The 24,678-nt window shown below is 67.2% G+C and carries 17 protein-coding genes and 1 riboswitch; of the genes, 6 read left to right on the top strand and 11 right to left on the bottom strand.

The window, feature by feature from the left end; all coding sequences use genetic code 11:
- Positions 1-33: 33 nt before the first annotated feature.
- Together IPI67_09365 and IPI67_09360 are read left to right on the top strand one after the other, a co-directional pair.
- Complete coding sequence (locus IPI67_09365) at positions 34-2,694, top strand: aldehyde dehydrogenase family protein (GenBank protein MBK7580399.1); 2,661 nt, start codon at positions 34-36, stop codon at positions 2,692-2,694.
- Complete coding sequence (locus IPI67_09360) at positions 2,691-4,727, top strand: fused MFS/spermidine synthase (protein ID MBK7580398.1); 2,037 nt, start codon at positions 2,691-2,693, stop codon at positions 4,725-4,727. Before IPI67_09365 ends, IPI67_09360 begins: the two co-directional genes overlap by 4 nt.
- Positions 4,728-4,742: 15 nt before the next feature.
- Here the strand turns inward: IPI67_09360 and IPI67_09355 are convergent, their stop codons facing one another.
- From IPI67_09355 to IPI67_09335, 5 genes are all read right to left on the bottom strand, one after another.
- Positions 4,743-5,870, bottom strand: a complete 1,128-nt coding sequence (locus tag IPI67_09355; GenBank protein ID MBK7580397.1) for a hypothetical protein — start codon at positions 5,868-5,870, stop codon at positions 4,743-4,745.
- Positions 5,871-6,111: 241 nt separating this feature from the next.
- Entirely contained in the window at positions 6,112-7,101 is a 990-nt protein-coding gene (locus tag IPI67_09350; protein ID MBK7580396.1) for an acyltransferase, read from the bottom strand.
- A 164-nt stretch (positions 7,102-7,265) separates the two neighbouring features.
- On the bottom strand, positions 7,266-8,384 hold the full coding sequence (locus IPI67_09345; protein ID MBK7580395.1) for an alpha/beta fold hydrolase: 1,119 nt from the start codon (positions 8,382-8,384) through the stop codon (positions 7,266-7,268).
- A gap of 13 nt (positions 8,385-8,397) precedes the next feature.
- A complete protein-coding gene (locus tag IPI67_09340; GenBank protein MBK7580394.1) occupies positions 8,398-9,114 on the bottom strand; it encodes a hypothetical protein in 717 nt (238 codons plus the stop codon).
- A 12-nt stretch (positions 9,115-9,126) separates the two neighbouring features.
- Positions 9,127-10,821 (bottom strand): protein kinase, encoded by a 1,695-nt coding sequence (locus IPI67_09335; GenBank protein ID MBK7580393.1) that lies wholly within the window; start codon positions 10,819-10,821, stop codon positions 9,127-9,129.
- Positions 10,822-10,995: 174 nt separating this feature from the next.
- Positions 10,996-11,177, top strand: a riboswitch (cobalamin riboswitch).
- 55 nt (positions 11,178-11,232) lie between these two features.
- On the opposite strand from IPI67_09335, the gene IPI67_09330 reads away from it, so the two are divergent.
- Positions 11,233-12,597, top strand: coding sequence for a hypothetical protein (locus IPI67_09330; GenBank protein MBK7580392.1), 1,365 nt, complete (start codon positions 11,233-11,235; stop codon positions 12,595-12,597).
- Between the two features lie 37 nt (positions 12,598-12,634).
- Here IPI67_09330 and sppA read toward each other — a convergent pair whose 3' ends face one another.
- A complete protein-coding gene (gene sppA / locus IPI67_09325; protein MBK7580391.1) occupies positions 12,635-14,332 on the bottom strand; it encodes a signal peptide peptidase SppA in 1,698 nt (565 codons plus the stop codon).
- Between the two features lie 342 nt (positions 14,333-14,674).
- Here sppA and IPI67_09320 point away from each other — a divergent pair, with 342 nt between their 5' ends.
- From IPI67_09320 to IPI67_09310, 3 genes are read left to right on the top strand one after another with little or no spacing between them, the layout of a single operon-like run.
- Complete coding sequence (locus tag IPI67_09320; GenBank protein MBK7580390.1) at positions 14,675-16,513, top strand: serine/threonine protein kinase; 1,839 nt, start codon at positions 14,675-14,677, stop codon at positions 16,511-16,513.
- A 49-nt stretch (positions 16,514-16,562) separates the two neighbouring features.
- Positions 16,563-17,516, top strand: a complete 954-nt coding sequence (locus IPI67_09315) for a hypothetical protein (protein ID MBK7580389.1) — start codon at positions 16,563-16,565, stop codon at positions 17,514-17,516.
- Positions 17,516-18,991: a hypothetical protein gene (locus tag IPI67_09310; protein ID MBK7580388.1), complete on the top strand. Its 1,476-nt coding sequence runs from the start codon at positions 17,516-17,518 to the stop codon at positions 18,989-18,991. Before IPI67_09315 ends, IPI67_09310 begins: the two co-directional genes overlap by 1 nt.
- A 36-nt stretch (positions 18,992-19,027) precedes the next feature.
- On the opposite strand, the gene IPI67_09305 is transcribed toward IPI67_09310, so the two are convergent.
- The 5 genes from IPI67_09305 to IPI67_09285 form a co-directional block, all read right to left on the bottom strand.
- Positions 19,028-19,507, bottom strand: a complete 480-nt coding sequence (locus IPI67_09305) for a DUF4863 family protein (protein MBK7580387.1) — start codon at positions 19,505-19,507, stop codon at positions 19,028-19,030.
- On the bottom strand, positions 19,504-19,896 hold the full coding sequence (locus IPI67_09300; protein MBK7580386.1) for a hypothetical protein: 393 nt from the start codon (positions 19,894-19,896) through the stop codon (positions 19,504-19,506). Before IPI67_09300 ends, IPI67_09305 begins: the two co-directional genes overlap by 4 nt.
- Positions 19,893-20,921: a hypothetical protein gene (locus IPI67_09295; GenBank protein ID MBK7580385.1), complete on the bottom strand. Its 1,029-nt coding sequence runs from the start codon at positions 20,919-20,921 to the stop codon at positions 19,893-19,895. The genes IPI67_09300 and IPI67_09295 overlap by 4 nt, the downstream gene beginning before the upstream one ends.
- Positions 20,918-23,686 (bottom strand): TonB-dependent receptor, encoded by a 2,769-nt coding sequence (locus IPI67_09290; protein ID MBK7580384.1) that lies wholly within the window; start codon positions 23,684-23,686, stop codon positions 20,918-20,920. Before IPI67_09290 ends, IPI67_09295 begins: the two co-directional genes overlap by 4 nt.
- Positions 23,687-23,911: 225 nt before the next feature.
- Positions 23,912-24,613, bottom strand: a complete 702-nt coding sequence (locus tag IPI67_09285; GenBank protein ID MBK7580383.1) for a hypothetical protein — start codon at positions 24,611-24,613, stop codon at positions 23,912-23,914.
- Between the last annotated feature and the right edge of the window lie 65 nt (positions 24,614-24,678).

Genomic DNA, 24,678 nt, shown 5'->3' with positions numbered 1-24,678 from the left:
GTCAGGGTTCGGCCGTCGTGTTAGCGGCCGGACATGGAACCCCACCGCTTGTTCATCGGCGGAGAGCTCGTCAACGCACACGGCGGCGCGACATTCGAGACGTTCGACCCCGGCACTGCTCAGCCGCTCGCCAGCGTGGCCTCCGCGGGAGAGCGCGACATTGACGACGCCGTAGCGGCGGCGCGCAAGGCCTTCGACTCCGGAGTCTGGAGCCAGCTCGATCCGGTCGAGCGCTCCGCGCGGGTGATGGAGCTGGCGGATTTGATCCAGGCGAGCATCTCCGAGCTCGCGTTGCTCGAGGCCATGGACTCGGGTGGGTTGGTTGCCCGCACGGGCAGCGACGTGTTTCAGGGCGCACGTTTCCTTCGGGAGACCGCCCGCTACGCCGCGCACCATTTCCCTTTCAGCGAAAAGGTACCCGGCAAGAACCCATTCTTCCCCGCGAGCAACAGCGTGCGGCGCGAGCCCATCGGTGTGTGCGCGGCCATCATTCCCTGGAACTTCCCGTTCCTGATGGCGGTGTGGAAGATCGGCATGGCCCTCTGCACGGGCAACACCGTGGTCCTCAAGCCGTCGCCCGAGACGCCGCTCTCGGCGCTGCACTTGGGAAAGCTGATCCTGAAGACGCGGATCCCGGCGGGCGTCGTCAACATCATCACGGCTCCCGGGCGCGAAGCTGGCCAGCTGCTCTGCCGCCATGCCGACGTCGATCGCGTGGCGTTCACGGGCAGTACCGCCGTCGGCAAGGAAGTGCTCAAGTCCTGCGCCGACAGCCTCAAGCGGGTATCCCTCGAGCTCGGCGGCAAGAGCGCCAACATCGTGCTCGACGACGCCGATCTGGATCTCGCGGTGGACGGCGCGCTGTTCGCGACCTTCCTCCACTCGGGTCAGGTCTGTGAGTCGGGGACACGCCTGTTGTTGCCGGAGAAACTGCACGACCGCTTCCTGGAAGAGCTGGAGCGGCGGGCGAAGGCCATGCAGGTGGGCTACCAGCTCGATCCGCGCACACGCATCGGTCCGGTCGTGAACACCCGTCAGCTCGAGACCATCGAGCGCTACGTGGAGCTCGGGAAACAGAGCGGCGCGCGCCTGGTGGTGGGAGGGGAACGTGCCAAGGTCGCCGGCTTCGACGGGCACTACTTCCAGCCGACTATCTTCGCCGACGTGGACAACCAGATGGCGGTCGCCCGCGAAGAGATCTTCGGCCCGGTGCTGACCGTGCTCCGCTACCGGGACGAGGCCGAGGCCGTCCGCATCGCCAACGACTCGAGTTATGGCCTGGGCGGCGGCATCTGGAGTCGTGATCTGGGCCGCGCCGAGCGCATGGCCCGAGAGCTCCGCACCGGCACTGTGTGGATCAACGACTGGCACGTGTTCCACGATCACGCGCCGTTCGGCGGCTTCAAACAGAGCGGGATCGGTCGCGAGACCGGCCATCACGGCCTCGCGGAGTATACCGAGCTCAAACACATCCACGTGGGCGCGCAGGCCGACCCGAACGCCAAGCTGGGCCACCGGCTCCTGGTGAAGCGCCCGCGCTCCGTGTCGTTCGACTACGAACCCACGACGCGGATCGTCTCGGGCCCCGGCAGCCTCGCACGGCTGCACGCGGAGCTGACCCAGGAGGACAAATCTCGGGTGCTCGTCTTGACCGACGCGGGGGTGGTCCAGGCCGGCCTGCTCGAGCGCCTGCAGGCGGTGCTCGGTGAGCGAATCGCCGCCGTTTTCAGCGAAATACCCCAGGACTCTGGGCTCACGGTGATCGACGCCGCCGCCGCGCTCGGCCGCGAGCACCGCGTCGATGCGGTGCTGTCACTCGGTGGAGGCAGTGTGATCGATACTGCCAAGGGCGTCGCGGTTGCGCTCGCATCTGGGCTCCGCGCCATCGAGACCCTCGGCATTCATCACCTGACCGGGCCGCAGCTGTTTCACATCGCCGTACCCACCACCGCGGGAACCGGCAGCGAGGTCACGAGCGCCGCGGTGATCAAGAACCACGACCTGCGCATCAAGAGCTACATCGTCGATCGGTTCATCACACCCAATCTGGCCATCCTGGACCCGACTCTGACCGTGGGGCTGCCGCCTCGACTCACGGCGTCGACTGGCATGGACGCGCTGACCCACGCCATCGAGGCCTACACCAGCAAACAGCAGAACCCGATGGCGGATGCCCAGGCGCTGCATGCCATCCGGCTGATCGCCAAGAACCTCGCGCGCGTCGTGAGCCACGGGGACGATCTCGCGGCTCGCGGGGAAATGCAGAGCGCTGCCACGCTCGCCGGGTGGGCCATTTCGAGCGCCCAGGTCGGACTCGTGCACGGGTTGAGCCACACCTTGGGTGCTCGCCACGGTGTGCCCCATGGCACGGGCAACGGCATCCTGTTGCCTCACGTGCTGCGTTACCATGCCGGCTCGCGCGCAACCCACGAACGTCTGCTCGAAGTGGCCCGCGCCCTCGGGGTCGACACGGCTGGCATGGCAGCGGCGGACGGCGGCGCCCACGCTGCGGATGCGGTCGTCGCGTTGCTCGTCGCGTGTGCACACCCAACACGGCTCAGCGAGGTCGGCGTGCCGGAAAGCGATCTCGGAGAGTGCGCACAGGTCGCATTCGTGGACATCGCCAACCTGTCCGCGGCCCGGCGTCCGGCTCACCCCGGCGAAATCTTGGAGATCTACGAGACGGCAATGTGACGGACTCGCCGCTCAGTGCATCGCCCGGCCAGGCGCTCTTCCGCGCCAACGCCTTCCTGGCGGCGGGTTTGATGTTCGTCGCCGAACCGATGCTGGCCAAGTGGCTCTTGCCCCAAGCCGGCGGCAGCGCAGGCACGTGGGCCGCGTGTCTGGTCACCTATCAGCTGCTCCTGCTCGCGGGGTACGTCTACGCCGATCTCCTCACGCGGCGAGTACCGCGGGCCGCGCAGCTGTTGGTGCACGGTGGACTCGTGGTCGCCGCGCTGATCAGCCTCCAGCTGCTCTCCAAGTCGAGCCCGCCTCGCCTGAGTGTCGCTGTGCCCGCACTCTCCGTCGCCTGGGCGCTGCTCCGGGAGCTTGGCCTGCCTTTCTTCCTGCTCGCCAGCAGCGCACCCCTCGGGCAGAGCTGGGCCGCGACGACGAGCGAACGCTCACCGTTCTCGCTGTACGCGGTCTCCAACGCCGGCTCACTCGCGGGCCTGCTCGCGTACCCGCTGCTGCTCGAGCCGCTGCTGCCACTCGGGTTGCAGCGTCAGCTCTTCGCTTGGGGTTTTGTTGGTTTCGCGCTGACCGTGCTGGGCGTCGCGCTGCGGGTGCGAAGCGCTCCCGGCCACCCCCGCCCCCACGGCTCCGAGGTCGTGGACGCGCCGACCGAAAGCGTTCAGTCCCTGCGCTGGGTCGGGCTCTCGTTCGTTCCCAGCCTGATGTTGGTCGCTGCGACCAATCACCTCACGGTCGACATTGCACCGACGCCGCTCTTGTGGGTCGTACCGCTCGCGCTCTACTTGCTCTCGTTCATCCTCGCCTTCTCCGCCTGGCGTGAGACCTGGCGCGCGCCGCTCTGCGCCCTCTGGCTCGTCGGCGCCGTTCTCGTCGGGGTGAACGCGTTCGCGGAGGCGAAGTCTCCGCTCTGGCGCCAGCTCGGCGGCACACTGCTCGCGCTGTTCGCCGCCTGCACCCTCTGCCACGGCGAGCTCGCTCACCGCCGCCCGGCGCTGAGTCGGCTCACGCGGTACTACATCTTGATCGCGCTTGGTGGAGTGCTGGGCGGCGCCTTCGTGAGTCTGGGCGCGCCGCTCTTGTTCGACGACGTCCACGAGCTCGAGCTCGGCTCAATTGCAACGTTCGGGCTCCTGTTCTGGATCTCCCGCCCGCCCTCGAGCTGGCAGCGCGGAGCGCGCCTTCTGTTCTGGCTCGGCGCGGCCACCGCGGTGCCGCTCTCGGTCGCCAATCTCTGGCTGCGGCTGCGCACGCATTCCGCGCAGGGCTCGGTCGTTTGGCGCGGCCGGTCGTTCTACGGACCCCTCCGGGTGGTCGACGTGGCGGCTGGACGCCTGCTCACCAACGGGCGCATTCAGCACGGGCTTCAGCTGAGAGGCGCCGCCTCGCGCGATGTTCCCACCCTCTATTTCGGGCGCGGTACCGCCCTCGCACGCGTCTTCGACCTACACCATCCGGAGCGCCCGCGGCGGGTCGGGATCATCGGACTCGGAGCCGGCACCATCGCGAGCTACGGGCGGTCGGGTGACGACTTTCGCTTCTACGAGCTCGACCCGTCAGTGCTAGCCATTGCCCGACGAGACTTCTCTTTTCTCGCCGATTCACCGGCGCACATCGAGGTGGCGCTGGGAGACGGCCGGCTGCTGCTTGCTGGAGAGAAGGGCCGAGAGTTCGACATCCTGGTGCTCGACGCCTTCACCAGTGACGCGGTGCCGGTGCACCTGCTGACGACGGAGGCGTTCCAGCTCTACGCCCGGCAGCTTGCCCCGGATGGGGTGCTTCTCGCACACATCTCGAATCGCTACCTGGCCATCGACCAGGTCGTGCGCGCGAGCGCGCGCGCTGCGGGACTTGCCGTCGTCGTGATCGAGACGGGCAGCCGGACGACGGAACACGTGACCCACGCCGAGTGGGCCGTCGCTGTGCGCGACGCACGGACCCTCAGCGAGCTCACGCGAGAGCTGCCCACCAAACCCGGCGCGGAGACCGCCTGGACCGACGACCACGCGAGTTGGTTGTCGGTCCTGCGCTGAGCGCGGCCGCGGCGCTCAGAGGCCGGTCACGCGGAAGATGAGTCCCTCGGCCACGCCGCCCCCGGCGCGGTCGACGCCCGCGGGGATGAAGAGTGCGCCGTCCTTGGCGAGGGCAATGTCGTTGACCCACGCCACCGATCCCGGAAGACCGAACAGCGTGGTGAGCTTCACCGCCCCGAGGAACTTCTTCCCGTCCGAGCTCCAGACGCTGAGCCGGCGGAAATTGCCATCGACCGCGCACACGTTCGGACCACAAGCCGAGAGGCCGTGAATCCATCCGAAGGAGTCGTCTCCGAACGACTTGTCGGTGGAGCCAAACCGTCCCAGCTCTTTGCCGGCCTTGTCGAAGATGGCGACGATGCGCGGCTCCCGACCGTCGACTTTTTCGACTGGAATGCCGCCGATGAAGATCTTCCCGCCGATGATGGCGGACGTATTCACGTTCTTGAACGAGCCCTGGCGCTTGGCGTCGTCGCTCAGATTCTTGAGCACCCAGTCCGAGGGTTTGCACGAGTCAGCGCCGAGCTCGACGATTTCTACGGTCGAGTTGACCCAAGGCGCGATGCCCCACTTGCCGCCGGGATCCACCTCGAAGTGACCCGTCGCCTTGCAGCCAAAGCGATTCTTCCCGTTCTCGAGCACGTAGGTCTCGAAGATCCCCGACGAGGCCAGCACGACCCCGGCGCTGGTCTTCGAGAAGTGCTCGATCTTGCGGGGCAGCTGCAGGACGCCGCCAACTCCGAAGCTGGTGTCCACGCTGAGCTGACAACCACCGGCTGTGCTGACCTTGTAACCGTGGATGACACCCTCGTGATCGGCGACCAAGAGCTGATCGCCCACGATCTCGAGCGCCTGGATGACCGAAGAGGCACTCGGCGCGAGGAGTCCGTCGCCGGGCACCTTGCACGGGCTGGCCTCGACCTTCTTGGAACCGAGGGTCTGCGCCACGGGGCTCACTGCGAGCGGCTTCGAGCTCTTGACCTTGTCAGCGAAGGGTACGCTCGCGGGCTTCGCGCCGGGCGCCGCGGCTGCCGAGGCGGAGGAGGAGGCAGCGCTCGGCGCGCTTTCCTTCTTGCAAGCCAGGAGCGCCGTGAGGACGAGACCAAGGCCAAAGCTGAGGGTGCGGGTCGTGGAGTGGAGCATGGTGGAATTTCCTTGGGCAGGAGGAGCGTGCAAGGTGCTCTTCGTAACACTGCCGGCGGTGCAAAGAACACCCCTGGAACGAAGGCTAGAGCGCCGAACAGGTTGAACGTCGTTTGTTTTCCGGGACTTGCAAGGTGTTCGGCGCTCGCGCGCGGAGCGCGCACGGCCGAAGGCCGGGGGTTTGGGGCGCAGCCCCAACGTAAAGGTCCTAGAACACGAGCAGCGCAAGCTGATCGGTGTTCTAGAGCGCCGGCTGCCGACGAAAACGCTCGGAGAAGCGCAGGAAACGCCGCTCGAACAGCCGATACGACAGAGTCGCCACGGCAATGCTACCGAGTGCGGCCAGCACGAACACGAACAGCGGCGACGAGCCCGGCCAGAGCAAGCGGACCGCGCTGATCAGCGACACGTGCCACAGGTAAATGCCGTAGCTGACCTCGCCAATGAAGCGAGGCACACGCGCGTCGAGCCCGAACGCCAGGCCGTGGTCAGGACGGATACAGACCGCTCCGACGAGCGCAGTCATGGCAAGGTGAATGGCAAGCAGCGGTCCGTCGACGTAGATGAGGAGCGCCAGCGCTCCGAGCGCTGCCGGGGCGCTGAGGCTGGAGCCGAGCAGGCCTCTCAGCCAGCGAAAGCTTCGAGGCTCGGCCAGGGCAATCGCCAGCAGCGAGCCGAGGCAGATGGGCGCGGAGATGCTCGTCAGCACGTTGAGCGCCAGACCCTCGGTCCCCAAGAGCCCCACGAAGCTGCCGCGCTCCGCCAGGAAGTCCAGACCAAAGAGCACCGCCATGAACAGCGCCGGCAGCCTCCAGCTCTTGCTGAGTGCAAGCACCGGCGGCCAGAGCAAATAGAACTGCTCTTCTGTCGCGAGCGACCACGAGAAGCCGAATACGACCGGGTGCGATACGGCGTAGTCCACGCACCAGTTGCCGGTGTACGTCGCGTAGAACGGCAGACTCCTGAAGAAGTGCTCGCGCAGCGGTGAAGGGGCCATGAACAGCCAGCCGCGGAGCGCATACAGGCCCAACACCAGGTAGTAGAGGGGAAAGATGCGCAGGCTTCGGCGCGCATAAAAACCACGGAGCGAGATGGCGTCGTGTCGCTCGCGTTCGCGCAGGAGAAGCGTGGTGATCAAGAAGCCACTGATCGCGAAGAACAGGTGCACACCCAGCGGCCCCTTGCCTAGCAAGCCGTCGAGCTGCCGGGGTGTGCTGTGGTGCCAGATCACGGGCAAAATGCTGAGACAGCGCAGTCCATCCAGCGAAGTGAAGCGTCGCGTCGCGGAGAAAGCCGCGTAACGCCCTTCGGCCGAGCCGCGAGCCGCGGCTTTTGTGCCCTCCCGTTCGGGGGCGGCGGCAGAAGTGGCAGCGGGCATGTTGCTCCCCACGCCGCTCAAGCCGAGCGCGGCAAGAGCCAGTCGATCATCGGACGCCAAACCTCGCGTGGAGCCGTCGAACCGCCCACGACGCCGACGTGGCCCCCGGAAACCGACACGAGGCGTTTGTCGGTCGAAGAAACGAGATCGACGATCGCGGCGGTGGCCTGAGGCGTGGCAATGTTGTCGCTCCGGCCCGCAAAGGCCAGCAGCGGCTCCGAGACGGCGCTCAGGTCACAAGGCCTGCCACCGAAGGACAGTCCTCCACGGATCAAGCGATTGCCGCTCACCACCTCCCGCACCATCTGCTTGAACGCCTCTTTGGGGTACGGGATGAGATCGTTGACCCAGGTGTTGACCGAATCGAACGAGCGCACGAAGTCTTCGTCGTCCAGGTTCGCCACGAAGTCGCCCCACTTGGTCACGGCGCGGGAGCCACTCATCAGCTTGAAGCCGAGCGAGGATGCCTTGCCGGGCACGTTCCCCACGAGATCCATCAACGGTCCGATCCCGAGCGCACCCACGCGGGAGGCGACGTAGGCCGCGCGCATCTTCGTGAAATTGACGGGGGCGCCAATGGTCACGAGGTTGGCGACCCGTGCGTCCTGGTGTGTGGCGGCGTGAATCAGACAAAAAATCCCGCCCATGCAGTAGCCGGCGAGGCTGACCTGTTTTGCACCCGATGCGGCCAGCGCGGCTTCGACACACGCGGGCACGTAGTCGAGCACGTAGTCGTCGAGTCGCACCTGCTCGTCGTCTCGATCCGGGACGCCGAAGTCGACGACGAACACGTCGAAGCCCGCGTTGCGCAGGGTCCGCACCATGCTGTGCTCGGGGCGCAGATCGTACACGTACGGCCGGACCATCAGCGGCGGGATCAGCAGGATCGGAGTCGCGTGTCGTTCGAAGGAGACCCGGTGTACGTCCGGGCCGAGCTCGAACTCGACGTCCCGGATCGGTCGTACACGCCGGAGCTCCAGCTTGCCACGCGACAACACCACCTCGCTCTCGGCGGCGTTGCGCCCTGGGCGGGCAGCGCCTTCGGTCGCGTACACGAAACCGTTGACCGCGGAGAGCACCAAGCGGTCGGCCAGCTTGCGTGCTCGACGGGCGAGGCTCTTCGGACGAGATGCCATCGGTTGTCTCCTCTCACTCGAAGAGTGGAGGCGGCCCCCCGTCGCTCGCCGCCGGCGCCGCGCTGCCGGCGGTCGGCGGCGCACTGGGCGGGGCTGGAGCGGGATAGGTCGCGAGCACCGCGATGGAATAGTACTTGTGCTGATGCTGGATACCGGCCCAGTCCGGCGCAGAGAGCGCACGCTTCACGCAGGCGGCCGCCTTGCGTGCGCTCGGTCCCTTCCAGCCGCCGCTGGCCCCGGGAAACACGTGCACCTTGCGCGCGGTGAAGTCCACCGAGAGCACGAAGTTGATGTTGCCCTCCTTGCCCGTCTTCGGCGCGCAGTCGACGTTGTCCTTGATGCCCCGCACCAGCTGCTCTTCGAAGAAAGGCAGCCGGTCGCACAGATTTCCGTCCTGACGCCCGCGTGACGAGGCGCCGCACTTGATCCGTTGCACGCTGCCGACTTTCACACGCTCGACCTCACCCGCGTCCGCACCCGGTACGGTCGGCAGAGCAGAGCCCACCGCTTGCGCTCCGGCGTCGGTCGCGACACCGCCGTCGACGGGAGCGTTCTCGGTGCCGCTCGGTCGCCGCCACAAATAGAGCGGCACCGCCAGGAGCACGAGCCCGACTACCAGCGCGACCACCAGCTGAGCGCGGAAGGGGCGATCACCTCCACCGCCGCCGCCGACACCCAACCGCCGCAGGCCGGGTTCGCTGGGAAGCGATGGACGACCGGGGACGCTCATGTCCCGCTACACCTAGGACTCGAGCAGCGACTCGATGGGCTGCCCTGGCTCACACTTCACCAACGTCGCGGCCAGGTCGAGCGATTCCGGCATCAACCCTTGGACCTGGGAGACGACCTGCTCCACGACGTGACGCGCCTCGTCGACGCTCGGGCCGGTCATCGCGACCGCGAACCGCAGCGGACCGTTGAGCCCCGCGGTCACCGGAACCACGCTGAGCAGCAACATCTCGGTCAGCTCGAGCACGCGCTGGGCCGCGCGCCGGAGCGCCAGCATCTCCAGGATAGTCGGGCGCTCGCTGACGTGTCGGTTCGGTCCGCGCACGTGATAACGCGCCACTGCCAGCGGCACTCCGTCCCATTCGGCGAACGCAGCGTCGTCCTTGAGCGCGCGGATCAAGTGCTCTTGGCGCAACATGCCGGTCAGACCGTCACGGCGAGCCAGGTAGGTCTTGGCTCGCTGATGTGGCGGAGAGCCTTCCTGAAAGCTGACCAGCTTGAGCCGACACTCACCCAGTTGGACCTCGGCACCGTGCAACAGCGCCACCGTCTTCTTGCGATCGTAGCTGTGGTCTGCGTAGGACCCGTTGGTACTTCCGGCGTCTTCGACGACCCACGAACCGGCCTGCCACCGGATCAAAGCGTGGGCACCGGAGACGGTCGCCTCGGGCAGGAGCAGATCCTGGTTGTTGCGCCGACCGATGGTCATCAGCGGCTTGTCGAGAGAAAACAGGATTCCCGCCGAGTCTTGCGCGTTGGTCGCGAAGGTGAGCATCAGCGCTTGCGCACCGGGCATGAAGGACTCCGCGGACTGACGACCGAGGGGTGCCCCCGGGTTCAGGCGCTCGCGGGGAATGGCCACCTGGCTGGTCGTCAGCGCCGTCGGATTGAAAAAGCGCAGGTGCCTGGCCTGCGGGCGCATGTTCGGGTCTTCGGCCAGACAACGAAACACCTGCTTGACCTCGTCGACGGACAGGCCTGCTGGAACGTCGAACATGATCTGCGAGCGCATGGGCTTCGCACGCGGGCGATAGCCCGGCTCCGGGACCCGGCATGTCCACATCTCCCAGAGCGTCAGCCCGAGGGCGTACATATCGTCCTCTGGGCTTGCGCCACCGGAGCGCAATCGCTCCGGGGCCATGTAGTTTGGCGTCCCGCCATCCGGAGGCGCGCCCGGGCGGCGCGCGCTCAGGCGGGCACGCTCCTGCGCGAAACCAAAATCCAGAATGATGGCGCGATCATTCGTGACCATGACGTTGCCCGGCTTGAGGTCACCGTGGACCAGGCCCTGAGCGTGGATGGCCGCGAGGCCCGCCGACGCCTCGCTCGCGATCTTGCGGAACTCGTCGGAGGTGTAGCCGCCCTGCGCTTTGCGACGACGGATGTGGGTGTGCAGTGTCTGGCCCGCGATGTGTTCCATCACGAGGATTGGCCCCCAGGGGCTCGGTGCCAGGTCGTGCACACGGCAGACGTTCGGGTGGCTCACCGAGCGGGCGAGCAGCAGTTCTTGTCGCAGCGCCTCGTCATCACCCGGCATGCGCGACTCTTCGCGGACGACCTTCAGCGCCACCGGCTGCTGTGTGCTGCGGTCGTACGCGAGGAACACCTCACCCATCCCTCCCTTGCCGAGGCTCTGTCGGATCTCATAGCGGTCGTTGACCACTGATCCTTGGCCTAGCGGCGGTACGTTTCGAGGGGTCTGGGACATCCGACGACTTTGGTCTCGCCCCCGCGAGTACCGCCGGTAGCGTCCTCGATTTGCCCCGACGATTCAATTGTCGATCGCGCTCCATGACGAAAGCTCGGGGAATGGCCTGGCCGAAGACCCGCGCCCCGCAGGTGGAGGTGGACCCAGGCGGTTCGGGCGTGTTACTGCCCGGGCGGGCCGGACCAAAATCCCGGCTCCACGTCGATGGCCAAGGGAAGCCGGTGAGAGACCGGCGCGGCCCCCGCCACTGTGACCGGGAACGAAGGCGAGCAGACCCACTGGGCGAAGAGCCCGGGAAGGGCTCGCCGGAGGATGAACCGGAAGTCAGGAAACCTGCCCCGATGTGCCCGCAAAACCGGCTTCCGCAAGGAAGCCCATGCGACCCGGTGGGGGTCGCGCACGGAGGCAGTGATGAACAAGACGGTGAGTTGTGTGGCGATCACCCTGGTGATCGCAGTGTCAGTGGCATGTGGTGAGGACGAGAAGCTGGGCTCCGGGAGCGGCGGCCTCGGCGGAACCTCGGAAAGCGGTGGGGCCGGCGGGACCGGGGGAAGCGCAGCGGCCGGGACCGGCGGAGGAGCCGGTAAGGGCGGCGCGACCGGCGGCTCGGCCGGCGCCGGAGGGGCGGCGGGGACGGGAGGCGTGGCGGGCGACGCCGGCACGCCCAAGGGCCGTCTGCTGGTGGCCGGCACTGATTTCTTCTCGCAGACTGAGATCGCCACGCTCGACCTCGAGACCAACACCGTCGTCGGTACGGTCACTCTGAACGACGGGGACGCCGTGCCTGCCCAATCACGAGCGCAAGCGTTTGCCATCGAGCGCGGCAACGCAAAACTCCACCACTTGAACGCGCAGGGACAAATCGCCCACACGGTCGACGTCGGAAAGACGGCGCTCGGGTTGACCGGAACGGGTTCCACGAATCCCGTCGGCGTGGTGGTGAGCCAGTCGAACGCAGAAGCCGGCGCCGGCCTGCCCGGCGTCGTCTTCTTTCAGGACGTCAATCGTCTGGCCGTCGTGAACATCGACGCGGGCTCGGTGGACAAGACCGTCGATCTCTCGGCCTACCAGGTGACGGGAGACGCGGATGGCTCGACGGACGTGACCAGCCCGGTGCTGCACGCAGCGACGGGTCGGGCGTTCTTCCTTCTGGGTCGGATCGACCGCACTACCGTCGCAGCACCCAACTACCAGCTGGCCTGCCCGAGTGCGAAGGCGCTGCTGATGGCCATTGATCTGACGAACAACACGCTGGTCGACCTGAACGGCAGTGCCGCGGGAGAGGGCATCGAGCTCAGCCTGGTCAATCCGGTCGACGCCGCGCTGGCCGGCAATCGCATCTTGGTGCTCTCCGCGGGTTGTTATGCCGCCGGGGACGGCGGGGCGACCCGCACCGGTCACGGCATCCAGGCGATCGATCTCTCGTCCGGGGCCGTGAGCACCGAGTACGCCGCCCCGAATCAGGACTTCCTATCGCGCATCCTGGTGCAGAGTGGGAGCTCTGCCCTCGTGAACACCTTCGACCCGGGTTTTGCCGAGCACTGGTACAGCTGGTCTGGCGGCCAAAACCTGAGCATGGAGCTGAGCGGAGTGCCCGGCGCCCCCAGCCTGGAAGACCCAACCCACCTGCTCGGCGTCGACATCACGACCGGCGACGCAGGCTCGAGTGTGGAGGTCGTGCGCTACGACACCAGCTCGGCGCAAAAGACCCTGGTGGCGGCGTCACCTTGGACCGGCAGCTTCGCCTCGGCAGCAGGCACCGCGCTGGTGCGCTGAGCTCCGTGAGGGCGGAGCGTGCATCCCGGGGGCGGGCTCAAGCCTCGTCCGCGACACACGCGACCTCGCAATAGAGCCAGGCTCGCGCCCGGGGTTCACCCAAGGCGACCGCGTAGAGTTCGACCGCTCCGTCGAGTCGGAGCACGGCGGCTGCGCCGAGCAGCAGCCGTGCGAGCGGCCCGGGCGGGCGCAGGTGATCCGGACCGATCACCACCGGCTCCAGACGCGCGCCGCCTGGCCCAATGCGTTTTCGCACGTCGTCCAGCGCGACGTCGAAGCCCCCGAGCTGATCAACGAGACCGTGACTGAGCGCGTCGCGGCCGCTCCAGACTCGCCCCCCGGCTAGTGGTTCGATCTCGTCGACGGTCCGACCCCGGCCGCGCGCGACCACCTCGAGGAAGCTCTTGTAGACCTCGTCGAGCTGGCGCGTGAGAACCAGATTCTCCTCCTCCGACAGCCGCCGCGCCGGGTTCGTCATGTCGGCGTGGGCGCCGCGTTTCACGACCTCGACGCGGACCCCCAAGCGACGCAGTAGTCCCTCGGCCACGAACCGAGCGGCGACCACGCCAATGCTGCCCGTGATGGTGGTCGGCTGGGCCACGATGGTTGGGGCGCCGACGGCGATCATGTAGCCACCGCTGGCGGCGACATCCCCCATGTAGACCGCGACCGGCTTCTCCTTCGCCACCCGCGTGAGTGCCCGCAGCATCCGATCCGAAGCCAGCGCGCTGCCACCCCGGGAAGAGACGTGCACCACGACGCCCCGAGCGAACGGATCCTCGAGGGCGCGTTCCAACGTGCGACACACCGGCTCCTCGGCCGCCACCGGCACCAGCGAATAGGGTGCGCTGGACACGATCGGTCCGACGACCTCGACCACGGCGATGTGCGGCCGCCGAAATACGGGTCGGAAATGGGGTGTGCGCCGGCGAAAGTAGCGGCCGGCCGGAGCCACCGGCGCTCCGTCCGGGCGGGCGGGATCGAGGTGCTGTTTCAGCTCGTCCGGGTACACGATCCCGTCGACGATTCCGGCTTCGTGGGCCCCCCGGGCAGACCACGGCCCGGAGTCGACCCAACCCCGCGCCGTGTCCGCATCCACACCGCGCCCCGCCGACAGGGCTTCGATCAGGGTCTCGTGCGCAACGTCCAGCAACGCCCCGAGCTGTTCGCGTTGCGGCTCGGACATCGACTTTTTCTCCAAGAACTCGCCGGCTGTCTTGAAGCGGCCCTTGGCAAACACCTCCGGTTCGAGCCCGAGCTGGTCGAGTGCGCCCCGGAGGTAGGTCGCCTCCACGGCAAAACCCGTCGCTTCGAGCTGCGTCTCGGGCCCGATCAGAATCCGGTCCGCCGCGCTGGCCACGTAGGCTGCGAGGGTCCCTCCCCCGTGCGGCAGGTAGACGACCACGCGTTTTCCCGCCTTCTTGCAGGAGAGCACGACGTCGCGCAGAGAGGTCGCCCGCGCACTGCCCACCTGCAGGGATTCGAGCGTGAAGAGCACCCCGTGCACCCTGGGATCTGCGGCGGCGAGGGAGATGAGACGGCGCAACGCGTCTAGAGCGACCGGCTGATGTCTTCGCTGCCAGAACGGTACCCGACGCGCAACCTCTGCGAGCCCACCGTCCAGCTTCACCTCCAGGAACGCTTGCGCAGGCGATGCAAAGTGCTTCCTCACCCAGGTGAGCGGGAGCAGGAGCAGCAGGAAAGCATTCCAGATCAGAGCGAGGACGATGCGCACCTCCCGGATGTTACGCGACGCGGCGTGCGTTTCGCACACCGCGGACCTATGTTTCTTTCATGGTCCGGAGCTTCGCCATCCTCGCGCTGATGAGCGCCGTCGCGTCGGGCTGCGCCGCAGCACCCCCGCCGACCCCGAAGCCACCCCCCCCCGCGGAACCTCGTACCGAGGTCGACCGGCCGGTGCCGGACGAGCCGCCCGAGCTCATCGCTCCGCCCCCAGCCTATGGAAACAAGGTGGTCTTGGCCGCACTCGACGCCCGGACCGGCGTCAACCCCTGCGCCTCCCGCCCGAAGAACCGGGTCGAGCGCACAGCGCCGGTCCTGATATACTCGAGGAGCCATGCCAGCGCTCGTGGACGCTCCCCCTCACGAGGTGCGAGCGGGGACGCGTCTGGGCCGCTACGAAATTCTCGTTGCAGTAGCGCAGGGTGGAATGGCCCGAGTCTGGGCCGCCAAGCAGCATGGCCAGCGGGGCTTCAGCAAAGTGGTCGCGATCAAGACCATTTTGCCGCAGCTGGCGACCGATCCTGCGTTCGAGTCGATGTTCCTGGACGAAGCCCACCTCTCGGCGGGTGTCCACCATCCGAACGTCTGCGAAATCTTCGATCTCGGTGAAGAGCACGGCACGCTCTACATCGCGATGGAGTGGGTGAACGGCGAGGCGCTCAATCGCATCGTCAAACCTCCCGTCCCCAGGGGCTCGAAGGGCGTCGCGCAGCGCCTCAACGGCCGCATCGCGGCGCGCATCGTGGCCGACGCCGCCAAAGGTCTACACGCTGCGCACGAGCTCCGCGACGACAGCGGAGAGCTCGTGGGCCTGGTCCACCGGGACGTCTCGCCGCAGAACATCCTCGTATCGCTCGACGGCGTGGTGAAGGTAACCGACTTCGGTGTCGCCAAGGCGCTGCGCTCGAACTCGGAGGCAACGCTCGCAGGTCAGGTGAAGGGCAAGGTCGCGTACATGGCGCCCGAACAGGCCCGCGGAGCCACCATCGATCGGCGCAGCGACGTCTTTGCCCTCGGGATCGTCCTCTACGAAATCACGACCGCGCTCCGGCCTTTCCGCGGAGAGAACGAGATCGAGGTGATGAAATCCCTCGCCTCTGGGCGCTTCGATCCGCCGAGCACCCTCGTCGCCGGCTACCCCAGGGATCTAGAGGGCATCGTGCTCAGGGCGATGAGCATGGACCCGGACCAGCGGTTCCCCAGCGCCGAAGCCATGGGCCTCGAACTCGAAGAGTGGCTGGCCCGCTCTGGCGCCGTCGTCAACGAGACCCACATCGCGGAGACCGTGCGCGAGCGTGTCGGTAGCCACGTCGAGGAGCGCTTTGCGAGGATCCGCGAGCGCACCCGGGTCGCGGCTCCGGAGGCGTCGTCGGTGCCCGAGGCGCGTCCCCCCGTACCGTGGGCGCCCCCTCCGAGTGAGCAGTCGAGCTCTTTCGCGCAGGCACCGAGCCACGTCAGCACGCTGAGCCATGCATCGACGCCCAGCACGGTCAGCCACGCATCGACGCCCAGCACGGTCAGCCACGCATCGGCGCCGAGCACGGTCAGCCAGTTCTCACCCGTCGTACAGACCGCCTATCCCCCGTCGAGCGCAGCGCGCCCCAACGCCGGGGGGGGAGCCGCAAAGACAGCCCTGCTCGGCGTCGCCGTCGGTGTCGGGGTGTTCGTGTTGATCGCGATCGGTGGCGGCGGCCTGTACGTGATGCGCACGCGCGCAACTGCCGCCCAACCGGGTGCCACGCCGGGCGACACGGTTGCCCCTGTCGTGAGCGCAGCAGCAGAGGTCCAGATCCAGCTCGTCACTCCCAGCTCCGGGGTGACCTTGCTCGTCGACGGCGTGGTGCAGCCGGTCGGGCAACTGACCTTCGCGCGACCGGCACCGGGCGCCCCGCGCAAGCTGACCGCCCGCGCCGACGGCTACAAAGAAGCGGAGCTGAGCTTCGACGACAAGACCGAGAAACTCGAGGTCCGGCTCGAAATAGAGACTGCCGAACCGGAACCTGTCGAGAAAGAGCCGAGCGCAGGAAAACCGAGCGTGACTTCGCAGACCGAAGCTCCATCCGACTCGAAGCCGAGCACTCTGCCCGAACAAAAACCAGGCGTGGCGAGCGACCAGAAGCCCGCCAAGCCGAAGGGCCCGACGAAGGTCGACATTCCGGACAACCCCTTCTGAGCGTGCGCTGACTTGGGCGGTCGCGGAGCCGTCGTGTACAATCCGTCCCATGTCGCTTTTTCCTCGGCTGGTTGCCGCGCTGGCCGCATGCGTCGTGCTGTGTTCGGCGAGCGGCGCGTTCGCTGACGATGACGCCCAAACCGCCGAGGCGCGCCGGCTCTACGCCGAAGCCAAGAAGCTGATGGGCGACAAGAAATACAGCGAAGCGGCCCTGTCTTTCGAGGCAGCCGGGCGACTGAAGACCAACGCGGTCGCGCTGTACACGGCGGCCCAAGCGTGGGAGCTCGCGCGCGAGCCGGGCCGGGCGGCGGACGCCTACGCGCTTGCCCTCGTCACGCCGAAGCTCAACGAAGCGCAGAAACAGAAATCCGAAGAGCGCCTGGCCGAGCTGCGCAAAGATCTGGGGACCGCCTCGGTCAGTGGCGATGATGGCACCCGCGTCCGCCTCGATGATCACATGGAGCTCGCGGTACCGACCAAGCTCCACGGCATTCCGGGTGAGCACACCTTAGCCATCGTGCGCAGCGACGGAACCAGCGATTCGCGGAAACTAAAGCTCGAGGCGGGCAAGACCGTCGAGGTAGACGCCGACGAACGCCCAGAGACCAAGCCAGACAAACCCAAGGTGAAGCGCGTCGAGCTAGCGGAGACGCGGAAGGCTCCCGTCGAGGAGAAAAAATCGACCGGGCCGAGCCCACTCAAGACCCTTGGCTTCGTGGGGATCGGCGCGGGCGTGGCGGCGCTCGGCGGCGCAGTGCTGCTGGGGCTTTCGGCGAAGGACGCGGAGGACACCTACAAATCGAGGCCTTCGCGCGAGACGCTCGATCATGCGGAGGGCCTGGAGAGCAAGACCAACATCATGCTGATCGCGGGAGGAGTGCTCACCGCCGTCGGCGTCACGCTGGTGGTTTGGCCGAGCAAGAAGCAGGAGAAGGCCCCCGACCAGGCAGCGCTGACGCTGCGTGTCGGCCCGGCTTCGGTGCTCGCCGGAGGCCAGTTCTGATGCGCAAGTCACTCCTGTTCGGGGGTCTCGGCCTCAGCCTCGGCGGCGCGGCCGCGTTCGCCGCGTGCAAGCTCGATCTGGACGAGAGCCTCATCAACCCTTCCGACGCCAGCATCGATGGCGCCGGCGGCGCCGCGGGCAGCGGAGGTGGTGGTACGGGCGGTACGTCGGGCAGCGGCGGTACATCGGGCACCGGCGGCAAGGGCGACGGCGGCCCGTGCGACGCTGCTGCGCAGTGCACGACCGACGCCGCCTGCCTCGAGGGGCTGTGCGCGGGGGGTCAGTGTCTGTTCGAACTGTGCCCCTCGACGTCGGCCTGCGAGGGCCGAAGCTGCGATACTCAAAGCGGGACCTGCGGCGCGGCCGAGAACTTCGGCTTCAAGGCCGGCAGCATCGAGCTCACCGGCAACATCGGTTGCAGCGGGAGCGCCTCGCGCTGCGTCGCAGCGTTGGCGGATCTCGTCTTCGTGATGACCGCCGATGGCGTGCTGCACGGCTGGCGCACGACGAACCCGGCGAAGCCCGAGCAGCTCACCGTCGAATCGCCCACCTTCAGCGTGGCCCGCATGGTGGCGGCGGAGGGTCGGTTGTTGATGCTATCGGCGGTCAGCGCGGGCAAACTTCAGCTTGCCTGGTTGGACCCGCCGGGAGATCCCAAGGCGACATCGCTCAGCATCAGCTCCGCGGGCGTGAACTTCGCGGGGGCCACCAGCGCCGTCTACCCCTCGGGACCGACCTCGTTCTTGGTCGTCGAGAACAGCAGCGCGAGCTTCTACCCCGGCGCGTTGATCGCACCGCCCGTGCAGAACAACGCGACCATCACCGGCTACCCGTCGACGGGACTGGTGCCCGGCGCAGCGGTAGTGGCGGCGAGCGGAACACGGCTCGTCAGCTACCGAGTCGACGGGACGAGCACGCCCGTCGTGCCGACCTTCACTTTGATCCCGAACGCCGGCACGACCAACGCCCAGAACGGCGCCGAGCAGACGGTCGCCTTCGAGGCACCGAGTGATCTCTCCGCCAATCATTTCAGCACGGGCTTCGACGGTTCGGTGGTGTGGAGCACCAATCGAGTCTTCCGCACCGACGCTGGAAACCCCGAGACCAATGCGGTCACGCTGCGCTGGTTGCTCGCTCCCGGCGCAACCTCGGTCGACACCAGCCTCGAGGTCGACCTGGCAAGCTACTCCGACTCGGACTGGTCGACGGTCCGGCGCGGGCCCGTCGCCCTGGTCGACGGGGACACAGTGCTGACGACCGTCGCGTATCCGGTGGACCCACAGCAGACCCTGGTCCGTTCGGTCAAGAAGAGCGGCAGCTCCCTCACGCTGGGCAGCGCGACGGCAGTGCTCCCCTTCAGCGTGGGCCAGATCGGCGTAGCCGCCAATCGCAAGGTCGGCTTCGTGCTCACGCCCAGCAGCACTTCGCCGACGCTCGCGGCGACCTTGCACGTGTTCGCCCCGGCCTGCGGCTGAACCGCACGAGGCGGCACCGGCGAGCAGCGCAGGCGCTCAGCCTGGTTTCGGCTCGAAACGGATCGCGCCGCCCGGCAAGAAGTACAGGATGTCCATCTCGCCACCGCTCACGCTGGGCACATGCCAGCTGCCCGGCGGATAGACCGTCCAGCCTGCGGGGTGTGAATCGAACTGGGGCTCACCGCTGACGGCGAAACACAGGTCGATCTCGCCGTTCGGGTGGCTGTGCCCCGGACCTGGTCGATCCATGTTCACACAATCGATCGACCACTCGCTCGGACCCGTCGCCTTCTTGACTCGGCTATAGCGGATGCCACCGCCCTCGCGCTCGGCAAGCCAGCGCTCACGCACACCCGTGCGGACGACCTCGCGCAGCCGCGTGAGGGTGGGCCCGTCGAGGGGCAGCTCGCGTTCGAGCCGAGCGCGAGCCTCCGGGTCGGCCGGATCGATCTGCGTCACGAGCTCGAGGACCGGCGTCAGGGCCTCGTTCAGGGTGTCGAGGGTCATGTCACTCACTCGTCGTCCTCCCGCAAACAGGAACCCAGGCAGCTGAGGTAGAGTTTGTTGAGCATGTCGGCGGCGGTGGAAGGCGGCGCGCCGTCCTTCATCCACTTCGCGCACAGCTTCGAGCAGTTGTCGCCGACGCATTTTCGATCACTGCAGCCCTTGGCGGCCTCCGCGCGAAAACCCAGCCCGGCTTCGGTCTCTCGCCCGTCCGTCGGTGAGCCGACGTTCGGCAAGACCTGCTCCGACTTGTCGCGCTTCAGCTTGCGCTGGTCGGCCTGGCTGACGCTCGGGACTCGAGGCTTTTCCGACGCAGCAGGGACTGAATCGGCGGGCGGCGCCTTGGTGGTTTCGCAGGCCAGGAGCGAGAGCGCGAGGAGCAGGGCTGGCGTCCTTCTCATTGCACCAATATGTCCTGGCGCACCCACGCCGAGCCACCCCGGTTGTCGTGCACCACCGCCCAGAGACTCATCGGGCCCGGCTTTTTCGGGGCAAACAGCTTGGTGCCGTGATCCGAGCTCCAGCCCTTTTGTGCATCGTTCAAGAGCCGCACGTCGCTCTTCACGCCGCCCCGCGAGACGTAGTAGCGGATCCACATCTGCTCTTCGTATTTTTTGCCGTAGGCATCCGCAGACACCTGGTCCAGCTCGGCGCTCGCGGGATCGATCAAAGGTTTGACTGAAATCTCGGGACACTCCTTGTCACCGTCATCAGCGCACGCTTGCACACACGGCGCGGTGTTGCAGTCCAGCGTGGCCGGCGGCGGCGCGCCGAGGCAGGCCGCATCGACGCAGTTCGCGCTCGCATCGACGCCCGCGACCTGGAACCCCGTGATGATGGCGTTCTGGTTGCGGTAGTTCTCGAAGGAGTAGATCGTGGAGTACCCGGCGACGAAATCGTCCGCACCCAGTCGCTCGTCGCCGGGTCCGTAACACGCAACGGGGAAGCCCGCCGCCTCGCCTTCGGGCGGCGGCCCGAGCTTGCCCGCGCACGCCGCGAAGAACACCACCGCGAGCCCGTACGCCGGTTGTTTGGGATCCACCGGCGGGGGCCGGCTCGAGATCACGTCGCTGGGCATGTCGAAGCTGAAGGTGTCTCCGGTGCCGAACTGGATCCCCGGCGGCAAACCGCCCGGGCCGGTGGGTCCTCCCTTCGCGAGGTCGGCGAAACACCCCGCGTACAGATCCCCGAGCGGATTGAAGCAGCCCGCGAACCACCCCACCTGGACGGGCCTCGGCGCCTTCTTGGAACCGTCGTACCAGAGCATCGACAGGTCGACCGTCTCGCCCGGCTTGGCGTAGGGCGCACTCTTCTGCACAGCCAGCACACGCAGAGTCTTGAGCTCGTGGGGGGGATCGAAGTCGGCCGTGCAGCCCAGGCTGAGCACGCCCACCGAGATCGCAAACGATAGCTTGCGCGCGTTCAAAACTCACCTCTCAAGCCCAGGCTGGGAATGATGGGCAGTCCGGTCTGGTAGCTCTCTTGGGTGTAATTGTAGTTGTAGCCGAGGCCCTCGACCGCCTGATTGTTGTAGACGTTCAGAATGTCCAGGTAGGCGCTCAGGCGCCAGACCTGGAACTGCCAGGCCTTGTCGACCCGTAGGTCGAGCTGGTGAAACAGCGGCAAACGCCGGCTGCTCGGCTCGCCGCTGAGCTGTGCGTAGGAACCGGAGTCGGCGGCGTAGAGCGCCGGCAACGACGGCGGCTGCCTGACCGGCGTCGTCAGCGGACCGGAGACCAGCCGGAACCGCGCACCGAACTCCCAGCCTCTGCCGAGCCGGTAGCTGCCGAGGGCGATCAGGTTGTGAGTCTGGTCGAACTCGTACAGGTATTCGTTGTCGTCGGGGCTGTTCTTGCGCACGGAGCGTGAGAGTGTGTAGGCGATCCAGCCGAAGAACCGCGAGTCGGGTTTGTACTTGAGCAACGTCTCGAGGCCGACCACCGAGCCTTCGCCTTCATTGCCATAACTGAACGCACCGGTCGTGTTGGCAGAGCGGCTGACGAGATCGGTCAGGTCCTTGTAGAACCCTTCGACCGAGAGCTCGATGTGCCGCGACAGCTCCTGCTCGACACCCAATGAGTAGTGGATGGAGCGATTGGAGCGCAGGTTCGGTGTGCCGAAGACCGGATCCGTCTCCTGAAATTGTGGAGCCTGGGAGTACACACCGACGCCGCCCTTGAGGGTCGTGCGCAGGTTCTTGCGGCCGATGGCCTCGTCCTCCGTCGAGTCCACCGACGGCACCAGATCGTAGCGGGCGTTGATCCGCGGGTCGAAATCGGCGTGGCCCGAGTCGCGCGCGTAGTCGACACGCAGGCCGGGCACGACGCGAAGGCGGCGTGCTGGAGTCCACTCACCCTCCAGGTACCAAGCCGGGCGGAAGGCAGTCTCGGACTGCGCGGTCTCGACGATGGGACGGGTGGCGAACGGCCCCGGATCCGGCTCCCCCTCCCGCGGCGGCTGAGGCGCCCGCACCCTGACGTCGTAGGGAACGATCAGGAAGTCGTAGCCGGCGTACAGCTTGAAACCCCGCGCCGCCTTGAAACCGAACTCGGTGCGCGCGGCAATCGGATAGGTGTCGAGGTCGAACTTGATGTTGCCGAGCGCAAACCGGATCAGGTTGCGCCCCGCGGACAGCATGCTGGTGACGTCCACATCACGCGATAGCTCACCGGTGTAGAGCATCTGGGCCCGGTGTGAGCCAGTCTGAAGCGTGATGTTGCCGCCAACGATGGGATCGGCGGCGAGTGGGTCGCGGATCAGGATCTCCAGCCGGTCGTCGGAGCCGAAGGCCCGCAGGCTGAGTTTGTCGTTCTTGGACGGCTTGGTTTCGGCGATGACCTGGTAGTCCCAGTACACCGGCGCCGTCGTCACACCAGCACCGGACTCTTCGAGCACGGGCTTGATCCAGACGTCGACCCAGCTGCGGCGCGCGCCAGCCGCGAAGGTCCAGCCCTTGACGGGGCCGAGAGGACCCTGCACCAGGACGCGCGCGTCGATCAGATCGACCTGCGCGAGTCCGTGATAACAGCCGGTCTTCTCGGTTTTTTTCCCATACGGGCCGTCACATCGGGTGTCCGGGGAGCGCAACCCCACATCGACGATGCCACCCATCACGCGGCCGTACCGCGCGCTGAAGTTACCCGGATAGAAATCGATTCGGTCGAGCAGCTCCGTGGGGATCACGCTCGAGAGTCCGCCGAAGTGGTAGATGAGCGGGACGATCGTGCCGTCGACGAAGGTGTTGGTGTCCTGCGGCGCGGAGCCGCGCACGATCAAAAGCCCGGCCAGGCCCGGCGGTCGGGCGACACCCGGCAGGTTCTGGATCGAGCGGAGCGCGTCACCGCTGGTGCCCGGGATGCGAGAAATCTCCCGTCGCTCGAGGGTACGGCGCGTGACCTCACGCGGCGGGCGTTCACCCTGGACCGTGACCTCGAAACCTTCGCTCTCCGGGGCCAATCGATAGACGATCTCGGCGGCCTCGCCGGCGACGACGTCTTCGTCGCTCTCTTGCCCGCGAAACCCATCGGCGTTCAGCGCAACTTTGTATTTTCCGGGCGGCAGGTTCTCGATGCCCCACTTGCCGTCGGCGCTGGTGGTGAAGTTCCGCGTCTGGCCGTCCGGAAACGTGACCCGCACCTGGGCGCCGGCCAGCGGCACGTTGGTGCCCGCGATGCGCAGACTGCCACCCAGGTTCCCGGTCTTTGGGGTCCGGTCGACGGGTCTCTCGCCGGGAGGCGGCGCGACCTCTTTCAGGGTGAAGGAATACTTGTAGAGGATCTTCGACGGGAGGGGCTTGCCGTCGCGGGTCGCCGGCTCGAACTTGAACTTCAGCGCCGCGGCCTGCGCCGCCTCGTCGAAACCATGGCCGGCGGGCGTCTCGACGTCGGCTTGGGTGACGGTGCCCTCGGCATCGATGCTCAGCTTCAGCACGACGTCTCCCTGGAGTCCTGCCTTCTGAGCTTCCTCGGGATAGGGCGCGCTCTCGAAGTGGACCAACTTGGGCAGAACGATGACGGGTTTCTTCGGCTGCTCGTCCGGCGGCGGCGGCTTCACGACGGCGCCCGAGCCGCCGCGCGGAACGGCGCCGCTACCGCCTTGGCCCTCGTCCTGGATGCGCGCGACGGCCGGCGACGCAAAGAGCACGAGCGCCGCCACGAAGGACCAACGCGGGCAGAAAGCGGGAGGGAGCACGGGCACCGGGAAATCGAGCGCGCCAGGGCCAACTTGGGCGCGGCACTCACTCGTAGCGCGCAGCGCTCCGTCTGACAACGGGGTTGACGTCACTACCTCGCCCCACCGGGCCCGCGCGCCGGCGCGCGGTCAGCAAGTCGAATCCTTCAGGTGCAGCCGCCCGCGCCGTTGCAGGTCTTCTGTCCGGGGCACTCGTCCGCCGGATCGGTTCCGTTGGCGATGGGGCTACAGGTTCCAACGGCACTCGAGACCGTCGACCGGGATGTCGAAGTTGTCGATGGCGTCCGTGTCCTTGCCCTCGACACACTGTCGCTCGCGGCAGTCGCCGGTCTTCTGGGAGGCACCGGGTGTGGGGATGCCGCTCAGGCCCTGGTTCTTGCAAACACCCTGCCCGCTGCACTCTGGAAGGTTACACGGCACGCAGGCGTCATCCGTGCATCCATTCTGGTCGTCGCACTGCTTGGACGCAGTGGCCGCAGTGCAGAGAATCAGACACTTTCCAGACTTGCACTGGCCTATCCCGCTGCCGATTTTGCAGGGTGTGTTTTCCAGCTTTGGCTTGTTGAACGGGACGCCGGCTTCGCAGGAGTCCAGGGTGCATTGCTCGTCGTCGTCCGGCACGTCGCCGTTGTCGACGACTTTGCCGGGGACCCCGCTCTTGCAGACGGTCTTGGCGCAATCGCCCGCCTCCTGCTCCTTGGCGTCCCCGTCCGGCGCAATGGCCACAGTGCACTTGCCGGAGTCGCAGGACTCGAGGGTGCAAGCGTTGCCGTCATCACAGTCGGAGCTGACCACGCATTTCTTGCCTCCGCCATCGACGCCAGCGTCGCCGGAAGAGCCGGGCTCCCCGCTGCCCTCCCCACCGCAGGCCAGAAACACGAGCGCCGCCAGTACCCAGAGCCAGTCGAGCCTACACCGTCCCACCATCTGCGTAACACGAACTCGGATGAAGAGCGTGCCCCCCCACGCCTTGCGGATCATAGGAAAATTCC

It is taken from the genome of Myxococcales bacterium, from assembly GCA_016706225.1.
Classification (GTDB): domain Bacteria; phylum Myxococcota_A; class Polyangia; order Polyangiales; family Polyangiaceae; genus JADJKB01.
Note: the sequence above shows the minus strand (reverse complement) of the source record. Positions and strands in the feature narration are given on the sequence as shown.